The organism is Flavobacterium gelatinilyticum, assembly GCF_027111295.1.
Classification (GTDB): domain Bacteria; phylum Bacteroidota; class Bacteroidia; order Flavobacteriales; family Flavobacteriaceae; genus Flavobacterium; species Flavobacterium gelatinilyticum.
Map to the genome: position 1 here is coordinate 1,929,440 of NZ_CP114287.1, position 13,762 is coordinate 1,943,201.

Annotated in this window: 11 protein-coding genes; 5 read left to right on the plus strand and 6 right to left on the minus strand. The window is 33.9% G+C overall.

The genetic code is table 11. The features are described from left to right. The first annotated feature begins 63 nt into the window (after window positions 1-63). On the plus strand, window positions 64-1,380 hold the full coding sequence (locus tag OZP11_RS08350) for an ammonium transporter (RefSeq protein ID WP_281234763.1): 1,317 nt from the start codon (window positions 64-66) through the stop codon (window positions 1,378-1,380). Between the two features lie 204 nt (window positions 1,381-1,584). On the opposite strand, the gene OZP11_RS08355 is transcribed toward OZP11_RS08350, so the two are convergent. The 3 genes from OZP11_RS08355 to OZP11_RS08365 form a co-directional block, all read right to left on the minus strand. After that, window positions 1,585-3,666: a protein-disulfide reductase DsbD family protein gene (locus tag OZP11_RS08355; protein ID WP_281234764.1), complete on the minus strand. Its 2,082-nt coding sequence runs from the start codon at window positions 3,664-3,666 to the stop codon at window positions 1,585-1,587. Next, window positions 3,666-4,976: a tRNA lysidine(34) synthetase TilS gene (gene tilS, locus OZP11_RS08360; RefSeq protein ID WP_281234765.1), complete on the minus strand. Its 1,311-nt coding sequence runs from the start codon at window positions 4,974-4,976 to the stop codon at window positions 3,666-3,668. Before tilS ends, OZP11_RS08355 begins: the two co-directional genes overlap by 1 nt. Before the next feature lie 112 nt (window positions 4,977-5,088). After that, the gene (locus OZP11_RS08365) at window positions 5,089-6,375 is read right to left on the minus strand and encodes an anthranilate synthase component I family protein (RefSeq protein WP_281234766.1); all 1,287 of its coding nucleotides are present in this window, start codon (window positions 6,373-6,375) and stop codon (window positions 5,089-5,091) included. A 319-nt stretch (window positions 6,376-6,694) separates the two neighbouring features. Between OZP11_RS08365 and OZP11_RS08370 the strand changes: the two genes are divergently transcribed. Then, window positions 6,695-7,069, plus strand: a complete 375-nt coding sequence (locus OZP11_RS08370) for a DoxX family membrane protein (RefSeq protein ID WP_281234767.1) — start codon at window positions 6,695-6,697, stop codon at window positions 7,067-7,069. 51 nt (window positions 7,070-7,120) lie between these two features. Here the strand turns inward: OZP11_RS08370 and OZP11_RS08375 are convergent, their stop codons facing one another. Further along, entirely contained in the window at window positions 7,121-7,663 is a 543-nt protein-coding gene (locus OZP11_RS08375; protein WP_281234768.1) for a lipocalin family protein, read from the minus strand. Between the two features lie 157 nt (window positions 7,664-7,820). Next, window positions 7,821-9,224 carry a dihydrolipoyl dehydrogenase gene (gene lpdA / locus OZP11_RS08380; protein ID WP_281234769.1) on the minus strand — a complete coding sequence of 468 codons (1,404 nt, stop codon included), beginning with the start codon at window positions 9,222-9,224 and terminating at the stop codon, window positions 7,821-7,823. Between the two features lie 267 nt (window positions 9,225-9,491). Between lpdA and OZP11_RS08385 the strand changes: the two genes are divergently transcribed. Continuing rightward, complete coding sequence (locus OZP11_RS08385) at window positions 9,492-9,923, plus strand: DUF3805 domain-containing protein (RefSeq protein ID WP_281234770.1); 432 nt, start codon at window positions 9,492-9,494, stop codon at window positions 9,921-9,923. 107 nt (window positions 9,924-10,030) lie between these two features. Continuing rightward, complete coding sequence (locus OZP11_RS08390) at window positions 10,031-10,894, plus strand: hypothetical protein (protein WP_281234771.1); 864 nt, start codon at window positions 10,031-10,033, stop codon at window positions 10,892-10,894. A gap of 680 nt (window positions 10,895-11,574) precedes the next feature. On the opposite strand, the gene OZP11_RS08395 is transcribed toward OZP11_RS08390, so the two are convergent. Next, complete coding sequence (locus OZP11_RS08395) at window positions 11,575-12,033, minus strand: Lrp/AsnC family transcriptional regulator (RefSeq protein WP_281234772.1); 459 nt, start codon at window positions 12,031-12,033, stop codon at window positions 11,575-11,577. Window positions 12,034-12,450: 417 nt separating this feature from the next. Here OZP11_RS08395 and OZP11_RS08400 point away from each other — a divergent pair, with 417 nt between their 5' ends. Then, window positions 12,451-13,653, plus strand: a complete 1,203-nt coding sequence (locus OZP11_RS08400; RefSeq protein WP_281234773.1) for an aminotransferase class I/II-fold pyridoxal phosphate-dependent enzyme — start codon at window positions 12,451-12,453, stop codon at window positions 13,651-13,653. The last annotated feature ends 109 nt before the right edge of the window (window positions 13,654-13,762 follow it).

Genomic DNA, 13,762 nt, shown 5'->3' on the forward strand with positions numbered 1-13,762 from the left:
TATTTTTTTAGGGGGTATTAAATCATTTTATACTTTTATCAAAAATTTTAAAACTAAATAACTATGCGAAAAATTATTTTAACTGTGATTCTTATCACAATTTTAGTCCTAACCTTTATATCCAATTTTATCATTGCTGATAATCCAATTCCGGCAGAAGCTGTAAAGTTTGACACAGGAGATACGGCCTGGATGATCGTTGCCACTGCATTTGTATTGTTAATGACACCAGGTTTAGGATTTTTTTACGGAGGTATGGTAGGAAAGAAAAACGTAATTAGTACTATGCTTCAGAGTTTTATGGCAATGGTAATTGTTACTATTCTATGGACTGTAGTTGCTTTTGGACTGGCTTTTGGACCAACTATTGGAGGAATTATTGGAAATCCGTCTTATAATTTATTCTTTGAAGGAGTTGGAACCAATACAGCATGGAGCCTTGCACCAACAATTCCGTTTATTTTATTCGCATTGTTTCAGGCAAAATTCGCCATCATTACGCCTGCATTAATTACAGGTGCTTTTGCAGAACGTGTACGTTTCTGGGCATATTTGTTATTCATGGTTTTATTTATATTATTGATATATACTCCTCTTGCTCATATGACATGGCATCCTGACGGGGTTTTCTTTAAAATGGGGGTTCTTGACTTTGCCGGAGGAACTGTAGTTCACATGAGTGCAGGATGGGCTGCATTAGCAGGAGCAATCTTTTTAGGAAAAAGAAAAGTTCAAAAAGTAAATCCGGCAAGAATTACGTATGTATTACTTGGAACAGGTTTACTTTGGTTTGGATGGTTTGGTTTCAACGCCGGTTCTGCTTTAGGAGCAAACGGACTTGCTGCTCAGGCTTTAGGAACAACTACTGTTGCTGCTGCCGCTGCTGCAATGGCCTGGGTTTTCCTTGATAAAATTTTAGGTCACAAATTATCTGCTCTTGGTGCTTGTATTGGCGCAGTTGTAGGTCTTGTAGCTATTACACCTGCTGCTGGTTTCGTAAGCATTTCTCACGCCATCTTTATTGGTTTATTCTCTGCAATTGTGAGTAACCTTGTAGTGAGTAAATTTCCTAAAGGAAAAATCGACGATGCTCTTGATGTATTTGCGTGCCACGGTGTAGGTGGAATGGTAGGTATGCTTTTAACAGGTGTTTTTGCATCAAAAGCAATCAATCCTGCTGTTGGAGATAATCAAGGTTTAATTTTTGGAACTCCCACTTTGTTCATCAACCAGTTAACTGCTTTGGTAATTGTTTCAATCTTCGCTTTTGTGGCTTCTTATGTATTGTTTTTCATTGTAAACAAAATTACACCGCTAAGAGTTTCTGAAGAGAAAGAAGAACTAGGTTTAGATATTTCTCAGCACGGAGAATTTTTATAAGATATTAATTTTCACTTTTCGTTACTTGATAATAAAAAAAGCACTCTAATTAATTTTAGAGTGCTTTTTGTTTGAATTAACTTCAACCTTTTATATTGTAGATTTAAGATTGCAGATTTTAGAATTTCAATTAGACTTTGATTCTTTCTTTCATCTCCAATCTATTCCTATTATCTTTCATCTTGCTTCTTTATTCTTTACAACTTATTTAAAATTGCCAATTCCTTCTTTCAGCCAATGTAAATATTCATCTGCGCTTACGTAACTTATGGTTGGTTTAGAAGTGTTCATGTTTTTACCTTCTAAATCTGTAATTACATATAAAGGCTGCGTATTTGTTTTATATTTTGAGATCATAAAATCGGTCCATTTATCTCCAACAGTAATGATTTTATCTCCTGCTTCGGTTACAAATTGTTCTTCTTTTGGCAGTTCACGTTTGTCGTCAACATAAAGCGAAATCAAAACCACATCGTTTTTTAAGATGGGAAGAATCGCTGGTTCAGACCATACATTATTTTCCATTTTTCTGCAATTCACACAAGCATATCCTGTAAAATCGAGCATGATTGGTTTGTTGATTTGTTTTGCATATGCTAAACCATCTTCGTAATCGTGAAAAACCATAATACCGTGCGGTCCTAATTCTGCTCCTTCCGGAAGGCCTTTTCCAGCTTCTGTCGAAACAGCTCCATGTCCTGATCCTCCCACTCCAAACGGACTTTCGCTATATTGCGGCGGCGGCGGGAATGCACTGATTAATTTTAAAGGTGCTCCCCAAAGTCCAGGAATTAAATACATGGTAAATACGAAAGTCAGCAATCCTAAGTACAATCTTCCAACCGAAATATGATGCGTTGGACTGTCGTGAGGTAATGTAATTTTTCCGAATAAATATAAGGTCAAGGCTCCAAAAATTGCAATCCAGATAGCGATGAAAACTTCTCTTTCTAAGAAATGCAATTGCAGCACCAAGTCGGCGTTTGATAAGAATTTGAATGCCAAAGCCAATTCTAAAAATCCTAAAACAACTTTTACCGTGTTTAACCAGCCTCCTGATTTTGGCAGTGAATTTAACCAGCCCGGGAACATCGCAAATAACATAAACGGAAGTGCCAATGCAGATGAAAATCCTAACATTCCCACAACAGGAGCGATTCCGCCGTTTGAAGCTGCTTCGACCAACAAAGTTCCAACAATTGGCCCTGTACAAGAGAATGACACAATTGCCAAAGCCAAAGCCATAAACAATATACCAATTATACCGCCTCTGTCTGCCTGCTGATCTGCTTTGTTTGCCCATGAATTTGGCAGCATGATTTCGAAAGCACCCAAAAATGAAGTAGCAAAAATGATCAAAATCACAAAGAAAATCAGGTTAAACCAAACATCTGTTGACAATGCATTTAAGGCATCTGCACCAAATATTTTAGTAACAATAAGACCTAAAATTACATAGATAGCAATAATCGAAAGTCCGTAAATAATTGCATTTCTAATTCCTTTTGCACGGCTTTTACTTTGCTTCGTAAAGAAACTTACCGTCATTGGGATCATTGGAAATACGCAAGGTGTTAATAATGCTGCAAATCCTGATAAGAAGGCAATAAAAAAGATTGACCATAAGCTTCTTGCCGGAGCCGGTGCCGGAATTTCTTCCTTAGCCGTATCAACAGTTTTTTCAGCTTTTGGCTGTTCTGCTTCTTCTTTTTTAATTGTATCTACAGCTATTCCGGTTACTTTTGTTTCATCAGCTTTAGCCTCTGTTACAACCGGAACTTCATCTATTTTAAAAGTCGAAGGTACAGTAATCGAGAATTTCTTGCTCGAATTGATACATACTTCTTTACAAACCTGAAAATCAAAATCTACATCAACCGTTTTCACGTTTGGGTTAATGATTTTTATTTCCTGTTCGATATGCGCTTTTCCTTCAAAAAAGGTTTCATCTACTCCAAAAACATCATTAAAAGCTGTTCTTGTTTTTCCTTCTTTGGCTTTTCCTATTAATTCGTAATTGCCTTTTTGATTTTTAAAAGTAATTTCCAGAGCCAAAGGACCGCCGTCAGGAGTAAACTGAGAGTACATATGCCAGTCTTTCTCGATTGTTCCATCAAAAATTAAGACTGCATTATTTCCTTTTTTCTCGATTTTAGAAGTCCATTTTACAGGTTCAAGCATTTGTGCATTAGCATTTAACGCAAAAAAGAAAAACAGTAAAAAGGCTGCTATTGTATTCCAGACACTCCTTGAAGTTATCGTTTGAAGGTTTTGATTAAGATTCATTATTGCAATTCTATTTTAAGTATTTTATTTGTGGTATTTTCTATTTTAAAGCGTTCGTCCTGCCTGATCCCAACAACCCAGACTATTTGATTATCCGACCATAAAATCCATATTTTCTCTTTTTCGATCAGGGATAATTTTTCGTCTTTAAAAAGTTTGCTGACTTTTTTAGACTTACCTTCCATTCCAAAAGGCTGAAAAACATCACCTTCTTTCCATTTACGCAATACAAGTGGAAAGTGGATTTTTTCGGCGTCGACAAATATAGTCCTATTTGATCCGAATGTTGTGTGACCTACGTTACAAAGTGTCATTTTTAAGGGAAAATTAACTTCTGAATCCGTTTCATTTATTTCGAATTCTTCGTTTTCCAACAATCCTGAAAAAGGACTTAAAATCAGCGTTTCCCGGTTTTTTAATAACCTGAATTCTTCTGCAAAAACTTGCTTTCCGGATTGTCCTTCGACTAAATCGTAAACATCATTCCATGCCGAAAATCCAAATTCATTCAGCCATTGGTACAAATAGGATTTATAATTCGGTAGCTTTTTAAGCTGATTCAAATCAAAATGAATATCATCGCCGGCTTCTTTTGCTACACGCTGATATACCATAATAGAGGCATCTTCGACCATTTCCTGAGATTCCTGCAAAAACGATTGTGTTTTTTGAAAAGCATCCAGAAAGTTTGGATTGATTTCTTTTAAAACAGGAACTAAATTGTGGCGGATTTTATTCCGAAGGTATTTATTTGATGCATTACTGCTGTCTTCCCGCCATTCTATGTTGTTTTCATGAGCATAATTCAGAATTTCTTCTCTTGAAAAAGAAAGTAACGGTCGAATGATTTTATCATTCTGCTCCGGAATTCCTGTCAAACCTTCTAATCCGGTTCCTCGGGTCAGATTGATAATAAAAGTTTCCAGATTATCATCGGCATGATGCGCAGTTAAGATATAATCGAAATTTTCTTCTTCTAAAAGTTCATAAAACCAGCTGTATCTTAATTCTCTTGCTGCAACCTGAGTCGAAAGTTTATAGTCTTTTGCAAAAGCCTCGGTATCAAACTGGGTTGTAAAAATGGGAATATTATTTTGTTCACAGAATTTCTGGATAAATTCCTCATCACCGAAACTTTCTAATCCGCGAAGCTGAAAATTACAGTGCAGAACCGCAATTTCATAGCCCAATTTTTTAAACAAATGCAATAAAACCATACTGTCTAATCCACCGCTGACTGCCAGAAAAAGCTTTTTTTCTGCCAAAGAAGGAAATCGGGAAATGATATGATTTTTGAATTTTGAAAACATTTTATAAATGTAAAAAATTAAACTCTATCTATTTTTAAATGAAATGTTAAGCACGATTTTATTTTTCCTGGCACAGATTAAACGATTAAATCCTTTTATCTACTGCTAATTATTACTCTAAAACCTGATGCATTGCTTTGGCTTTCAGCAGGCATTCTTCATATTCTTTTTCAGGAACTGACAGCGATGTTATGGCACTTCCTACGGAAAATGATACATACTGTTTTTCCTGATTATATAAAATACTTCTGATGACAACATTAAAATCAAAATCGCCCTGGGGAGTAAAATAGCCAACGGCACCGCTGTATAATCCGCGTTTGGTTTCTTCCAGATTTTCAATAATTTTCATAACCGAAATTTTTGGTGCTCCGGTCATACTTCCCATTGGAAAGGTGGTTTTTAAAACATCAACAGCTGAATATTGCGGGTCTAATTTTGATACAACCGTCGAAATCATTTGATGTACCTGCAAAAATGAATAAATACCGCAGAGCTCTTTAACCTCAACCGAACCTTTTTGCGCTGTATGAGAAAGATCGTTTCTAACTAAATCGGTTATCATGATATTTTCGGCACGTTCTTTTTCATCAGAAGACAAAACAGCTTTTGATTTTTCATCTTCAACCGGATCCGAAAATCTTTTTGATGTTCCTTTAATTGGCTGTGAAATAATCGTTTCTCCTACTTTCTTTACATAACGTTCCGGAGATGCCGAAAGCAGAAAATGTTTGTAATTCTTGAAGAAAACCGAAAAAGGAGCCTGTGATATTTCGTTCAGTTTCCTGAATTTTTCAAGCGGGTTTATAACAGCTTTTTCAGCATAAAATTCCATGCAGAAATTAGCTTCGTACATATCGCCAATATGAATATGATGAAGCATTTGGTTTACTTTTTCTACATATAAATCTTTTGAAATACGCGGCTTGATTTCGATTTTATCTAATAAAACAAAAGCTTCTGAATGGCTTTGGATAATTTCAGCAAAATCATCTTCAAGTTCATCATCACAAAAAAGAAGATATTGTATTTCCAGTTCGTTTCCTTTAAGCAGAAATATTTTTTTTGGCTGAAAGAAGAATAAATCCGGAAATTCTAATCCGTCAAAATTATTGGATTTTAAAGCTTCGATATCATTTTTTAAATCATACGATAAATAACCAAAAAGCCAGTCTTTAGTGGTTTGCTGGTATTGTTTTAAATCATCGAATGCATTATGGAAATCAGTCTTAATGGATGTAAAAGCATCAACTGCCAGGATGCAGTCAAAACTCGAATATTCTTCGGGATAGCCGTTGCCTTCCAGAAAAACAACCTCTCGAAACTGCTGCGACCACGTTAAAAGCTGCTGCTTAAAATCAGAAGGATTTGAAATATGTTTATGAATAGAAACTCTCAAAAATGATATTTTTTTTAAACTTCAAAATTACAATAAAAAAATGCTTGCTGTTAGAAAGAAGAAAAATTATCAGGGTCGCTCTCAGCTATTCAAACTAAAAAATATTTATTAAAACTGTTAAAATTCAACAATATCATAAAATAAAAATCACTATATTTGATATAGCATTTAAACTAATCTCAAAATAAAATATTATTGATTATTAAATTCTCAATTTAATGATTTTTAAACTCCATTTTCATTTGAATTGAGGAATATAGATTTTGCATTTTCAGCACGTTAATTATATCATTTTAACCTATTCAAATTCTTAAGTATTATGAAAATTGCTACTATTATTGTCCGTGTTTTGATTGGTCTTTTATTGCTCTTTGCTTCCATTTCGTTTTTCTTTAAACTGGCACCGGAACCGGAAACTACAGGAAATTTCAAGGCCTTCAATATGGGTTTGGTTGCTTCGACTTATTTACTGCCGCTGGCAAAAACGGTTGAATTACTTTGTGGTCTTTCATTTGTAACAGGTCGTTTTGTTACATTGGCAAACATTTTAATTTTACCCATTACAATCAACATTTTATTTATCAATTACTTTTTAGCTCCGGAGGGACTGCCAATTGCCGGACTGTTATTTCTTGGTAATTTATTTTTGATTTACAGGTATTGGGATAATTACAAAACTGTTTTCACTCCTTGATTTATTTCAAAATGTAAAATACAAAACCCGACACTTAGTGCCGGGTTTCTTTTAATTTGTTTTATCATGTTTCACCCAGATTAAATCGGTTACTTTATAACCTATATCCTGAGCTTTGATAAGAAATTCTGCTTTTACACTTTCCGGAATTGTTTTTTCTCTCGAAAGTATCCACATGTACTTTAAACTTTCGCCTGCTACAAGAGCATATTTATACTCTGTATCTACAGCAATAACATTATATCCTGAATAAAAAGGACCAAAAAATGAGACCTTAAGCATACCAATGTTGTCTTTTTTGACAAATCTGGCTTTCCCGATGCTTTGTTCCCACTTGTCTTTTTTGACATCATAGCCCTTATTATCGACTTTTATCGTGCCGTTATCATTTAAAGAATATTCGGCCGTAACATTATTTAAATCTCTTTCCCATTTGTAATCTAATCTGGCAATTTCGTACCATTTACCCAAATATTTTGCTTTGTCAAAATTAGTTACTGCTTTTGCTTTATCAGGAATTCCTCCTCCGCACGAAGTCAGTGCGATTCCTATTCCCGCTCCAATCAAAACTGGAACTATATATTTACTTTTCATGATGCTATTCTTTTAATTATCATAAAGATAGCATCTGAAATACCTATCTAATTTACAAAATTATTTTTGATTATTACATTATATAAATCTAAAAATCATGGATATAAAAAAACCGTCAGATAAATTCTGACGGTTTTACAATATTCTTGTACGTAAATTATACGTGTAAAGCTCTATTTTCTGTAGCTGCCAATGCTGCTTCTTTTACTGCTTCGGCAAAAGTTGGGTGCGCGTGGCTCATTCTAGAAATATCTTCGGCAGAAGCTTTGAATTCCATTGCAGTAACCGCTTCAGCAATTAAATCTGCTGTACGCGCTCCAATCATGTGAACTCCTAAAACTTCGTCTGTTTTTTCATCAGCAAGGATTTTAACGAATCCGTCTAAGTCAGCACTTGCTCTTGCACGTCCTAATGCTTTGAACGGGAAACTTCCTGATTTGTATTTCACTCCTGCAGCTTTCAACTGCTCTTCAGTTTGTCCAACTGCAGCAACTTCCGGCCAAGTATACACTACACCAGGAATTAAGTTATAATCGATATGAGGTTTTTGACCAGCTAAGATTTCAGCAACCATTACTCCTTCTTCTTCCGCTTTGTGTGCTAACATTGCGCCACGAACAACGTCACCAATTGCGTAAATATTTGGAACACTTGTTTGTAAATGATCGTTTACTTCTACTTGTCCTCTGTCTGAAATTTTAACTCCGGCTTTGTCAGCGTTTAATCCGTCTGTGTAAGGACGACGGCCAACAGAAACTAATGAGTAATCTCCTTCAAGAGTGATAGTTTCTCCTTTTGCGTTTTCAGCCTGAACAGTAACTGCATCACCGTTTCTTTCAACTGATTTTACTTTGTGAGAAACGTAGAATTTCATTCCTTGTTTTTTCAACACTTTAGTTAATTCTTTAGAAAGCGCTCCGTCCATTCCTGGAATGATTCTGTCCATGAATTCTACAACAGAAACCTGAGCTCCTAAACGAAGGTAAACTTGTCCAAGCTCGATTCCGATAACTCCTCCACCAATAATAACTAAGTGTTTTGGAACTTCTTTTAAAGCCAATGCTTCAGTAGAAGTGATGATTCTTTCTTTATCAATTTTGATAAATGGTAAAGAAGATGGCTTTGATCCTGTAGCAATTACAGTATATTTTGCTTCGATAGTTTCAGATGTTCCGTCTGCTTTTGCAACAGCAATGTGAGTTGCATCTACAAAAGAACCTAAACCATTGAAAACTGTGATTTTATTTTTATCCATTAAGTAGTTGATTCCACCTACGGTTTGATCTACAACGGCTTGTTTACGCGCGATCATTTTCTCTAAATTCACTTTTACATCCCCAGAAACTTCGATTCCATGATCTGCAAAATGAGCAATTTCTGAATAGTGGTGAGAAGATGATAATAATGCTTTTGAAGGAATACAACCTACGTTAAGGCAAGTTCCTCCTAATGAATTATATTTTTCTACAATAGCAGTTTTGAAACCTAATTGTGCGCAACGAATTGCTGATACATATCCGCCAGGACCTGAACCTATAATGACTACGTCAAATGAACTCATAGTTTATCTATTTTATTTTAAGCGTCACAAATTTAAGGAATAAAGTTTTGTTTAAAGTTTAAATTTCAATGTTTTTTGTGTGAAATTTTGGGTGCTGTTTATGCCAAAAAGGTTCACAAAGAATTACGCAAATCACCAATGGTATAGGTACACAAAAAATTATTTTCATTCTTGCAGAAAATTTTATCTTTAACAAAAAAAAGCGGTTATAAACAAGTTTAATAACAATCAATGAAATACTCCTGTTTTTTAATATTAATAATCTTTATGAGCTGTATTTCACAATCTAAAAGTCAAAAATTTACATCAGAATTTGATTATTCTATAATTTTGCCTGAAAATTGGACAGAATATGAAGATGAAGAGAATGTTGATGCCTTTTTTGACACTACAAAATGGACTGGAAATTTTAGAATATCAGTTGTTAAAATAAATAAAAAAGTAGATCGTAAATTTATCGAAGATGATTTTCAAAGCCATGATTATGCTAAAAAAATCTCGACTAAAAATGGTCTAGAAGGATTTAAATATTCCGAAAACTCAAGAGGTGGTAAAATATATTACTGGCATTTATTTAAAAACGCAAAAGTATATATTTGCTCATTTTTAATTAATCCTGAAAATAATGCAACGATTAATGAAATTGAAATTGAAAAAGTTGGTAAAATAATAAACTCTATAAAAACAGATTTGGAATGATTTGACAAATCCAAAAAAATAGGAATTATTAGTCTCAAACTCACTATAACGTCAGAACATTTACTATACTTATATATTAAAAGCAAAAAAAAATAAATAGAGCCAAAATGACTAAACAAATCTTAATAACGTTATTCATAATTACTTTTAATTTTTCATATTCTCAAAAGTTATTAGTCTCTTGGAGCCAACAAAATATTGAAAATTATACCAGAGAAATGTATGATGAAGTACAAAAACTTACATCAGCCGAACTTTTAGCTAAAAACTTGGATGATAAAAGTTGGAGTGCAGTTTTTTTGACTTTAAATGCTTCACTAAATAATTATGTAAAAGATAAAGATTATTTAAAATCTTTGGCCAATCAGTTAACGAACAAAACCGAAACAAAACTTGAAGGTACAAGCCGTTTAATTATTTGGGATAGAATCATAAGTAAAGATATAGTTTTTGAAGGTAAAGGGCTAGTTATGGATAACGATTTATTCACTGTTTCGGGAAGAGCCAATCAAATTCTGCAAAGTTTAACGAAAAAGAATTTTGGATATGTAACTGTAAATTCAACTGAAAAAGAACTAAAAAATCTTAAAAAAAATTGGTTAAACTATTTATCAAATAAGAATGTTGAAGAATTCAAACCTTTAGAATATAAAAATTCTAAAATTCCAGAAATTAGTAGTTTAAATGCAGTTAATGCTCTAATAATATCATTACAAGCTAATCCTGCAAAGGAAGCAATAACTAAAAAGTGCCTAAAAAATGTTTACAAATTAGATGAAATGCCAAAGGAAAAAGGCTCTTCTGCAAGTCATTGCAATCCTGACACTTATACATACACATATTTAGCAATGTTGTTCGGTGACGAAAAAACAGATGAATCTAAAAATGGTAGCTGGTGGTCGAATTTTTGGAATGAAAATCACAAAAAATTAGTTTGGAATTCAGAAAAAGGGATATATCAAATTAAATAATAATAGCTAGTATCAACAACTACAACAGATTTACTCAATTGCTTCAATGAAAAGCTATTTTTATATTTATAATAATTTGCTTTACCTGTTTTCAATAGCATTCAAGTGGCAAACCTAAATTAATTTTAAGCCTACTATAACATAAATTTTTCAATAATATAAATTCAGGCATAATGTTTAAGTCAAATTTTGTCACATTCACCACCATAATTTTACTTCTTTCCTGTTCTAAAAAAACGGAAACAGAATCCAATTATAATTCAATTGAAAAAGCCATAATTGTAAACAGTGTTAGAGAGGAATATGATTTCATTAAAAAACAATGTTCTGATTGTACGTTTAATTCTCAAAGTTTAATTTTTAAGAATGGGAAAAAGTATGATAAAATACAATATATCAAATCAAATGGCGAAAAAATCAGCTACTACTTTGATATTAGCAGTTTTTATGAAAAAAAATAAAACTGTTTACAAAAGAAGTTTTTTGGTGAACCAGAAATATTGAATAGAATTCATTTAATAAATATTTCAGATAAGACATTCACAATTGAATATATATTTAATGATTCCAGAAATAGAAAACAGCAAAAGTATTTACGCTAAACGTTACTAAAATTGATACAGGCAATTGATTTAATGGAAAATTACTGTGCATCTTTACAGAAAAACCTTTGAACCTCCTTAAAAAGAAATCACCGTAGAATTCTTCACTTCACTAATCATAAACATACTTTGAGTACTTCCGATATGCTGTAAAGAAGTAAGTTTGGTAACCAAAAATTCGCGATATGCTTCCATGTCTTTTATCAAAACTTTTAGAATATAATCGTAATCACCGCTTACATGGTGGCATTCTAAAACTTCGTTTAGTTTGATGACTTCATTTTCGAATTTGGTAAGAAACTCTTTGGTATGCTGAATAAGTTTTATATGACAAAAGACCACAAATCCTTTTTCTATCTTGGATTTATCAACCAAAGCTGCATAGTTTTTTATAATACCTTCCCGCTCCAGTTTTTTGATTCGTTCGTAAACTGCTGTCACAGATAAATTGAGTTTTAAAGACAATTCTTTATTGGTCTTTTTACTGTCAGTTTGAAGCAAAACAAGAAGTTTTTTATCTATTGCGTCAAGAATCATTTTAGTTGATGGTTTGTGGTTGATCGTTGATGGTTTTATTAAAACGAAAGAAAATCTATTTAAGTATGGTTTCTCAAACAAATTTAGATTAAAAATCACTCAAAAATACTATTTATAGTTTTAAAATCTATAAATACAACATATAATTGACATTTTTTCTAATTAAACTTTTCTTTGACAAGGATTTCTTTTGAAAACGAGTGTCCTAGTCCTGATAGAAGTGGAAATCCTTTTGTGCCGGTCCAGATAGCTATCGGGAGGCACAAAAGATTGAAACGGATAGCAGGATAGCAGGACACAAGCGATAGCGACTGACGAAGTAAATCGCTTCTAATAATTTTGTTTCAGGTTTAAAGTTTAAGGCTGTTGGAACTTGAAACCTGAAACTTGAAACAAAACAAACAAAAAACTAACTATATGAAAGACTTTAAACCAGCAGATAAAATTCAGGATTTGCAGTATTTTGGGGAATTTGGCGGCGTGAATCCATCTATTTCTGATTCTTCGACTTATACTTTTTTGTCGGCAAAAACCATGTTCGATACTTTTGAGGGGAATATGGAAGGCTGTTATTTGTATTCGCGCCACTCTTCGCCAAGTAATTTGTATCTGGACCAAGCTTTGGCGGCAATGGAAGGAACAGAAACGGCTAACGTTTCGGCTTCGGGAATGGGCGCTATTACGCCTACTCTATTGCAGTTGTGCGGTGCGGGAGATCATATTGTTTCAAGCCGAACGATTTATGGCGGTACTTATGCTTTTCTAAAAAATTTTACACCTCGTTTTGGTATTGAAACCACTTTTGTAGACATCACTAAACTGGACGTTGTGGAGGCCTCGATTACTTCTAAAACCAAAGTTTTGTACTGCGAAACGGTAAGTAATCCATTATTGGAAGTAGCTGATATTCGTGGTTTGGCAGCGATTGCTAAAAAACACAATTTGAAACTGGTTGTTGACAATACGTTTTCACCTCTATCGGTTTCTCCTGCAAAACTGGGTGCTGATATTGTAATTCATAGTTTGACAAAATACATCAACGGAAGCAGTGATACAGTGGGCGGTGTGACTTGTGCTTCGAAAGAATTTATTAATTCACTAAAAAATGTCAATACAGGAGCCAGCATGCTTTTAGGCCCAACAATGGACAGCCTGCGTTCTGCCAGTGTGATGAAAAATTTGAGAACGCTTCACATCCGAATTAAACAACACAGCCACAATGCGCATTATCTGGCTGATCAATTTGAAAAAGACGGTTTAAAAACGGTTTATCCGGGATTAAAAAGTCACCTGAGTCATGAATTGTATAAAACGATGATTAATCCTGAATATGGTTTTGGCGGCATGCTGACCATTGATGTTGGTTCTCTGACAAAAGCCAATGAATTAATGGAGTTAATGCAGGATCGAAATCTGGGCTATCTGGCTGTAAGTTTAGGGTTTTACAAAACGCTGTTTAGTGCGCCTGGAACGTCGACTTCGAGTGAAATTCCGCTGGAAGAACAAAAAGAAATGGGATTAACAGATGGTTTGATTCGCTTTTCAATTGGTTTGGATAATGATATTCAGCGAACTTATGAAATGATGAGGGCTTGTATGGCGGAGATCGGGGTTTTGTAGTTTTGCCATGAAGGCGCAAAGGCGCTAAGTTTTGTTTCACGCAGATTTTGCAGATAAAGCAGATTTAATTTTTAATTTTTAATTTTTAATTAAATCTAAAATCTGCGTG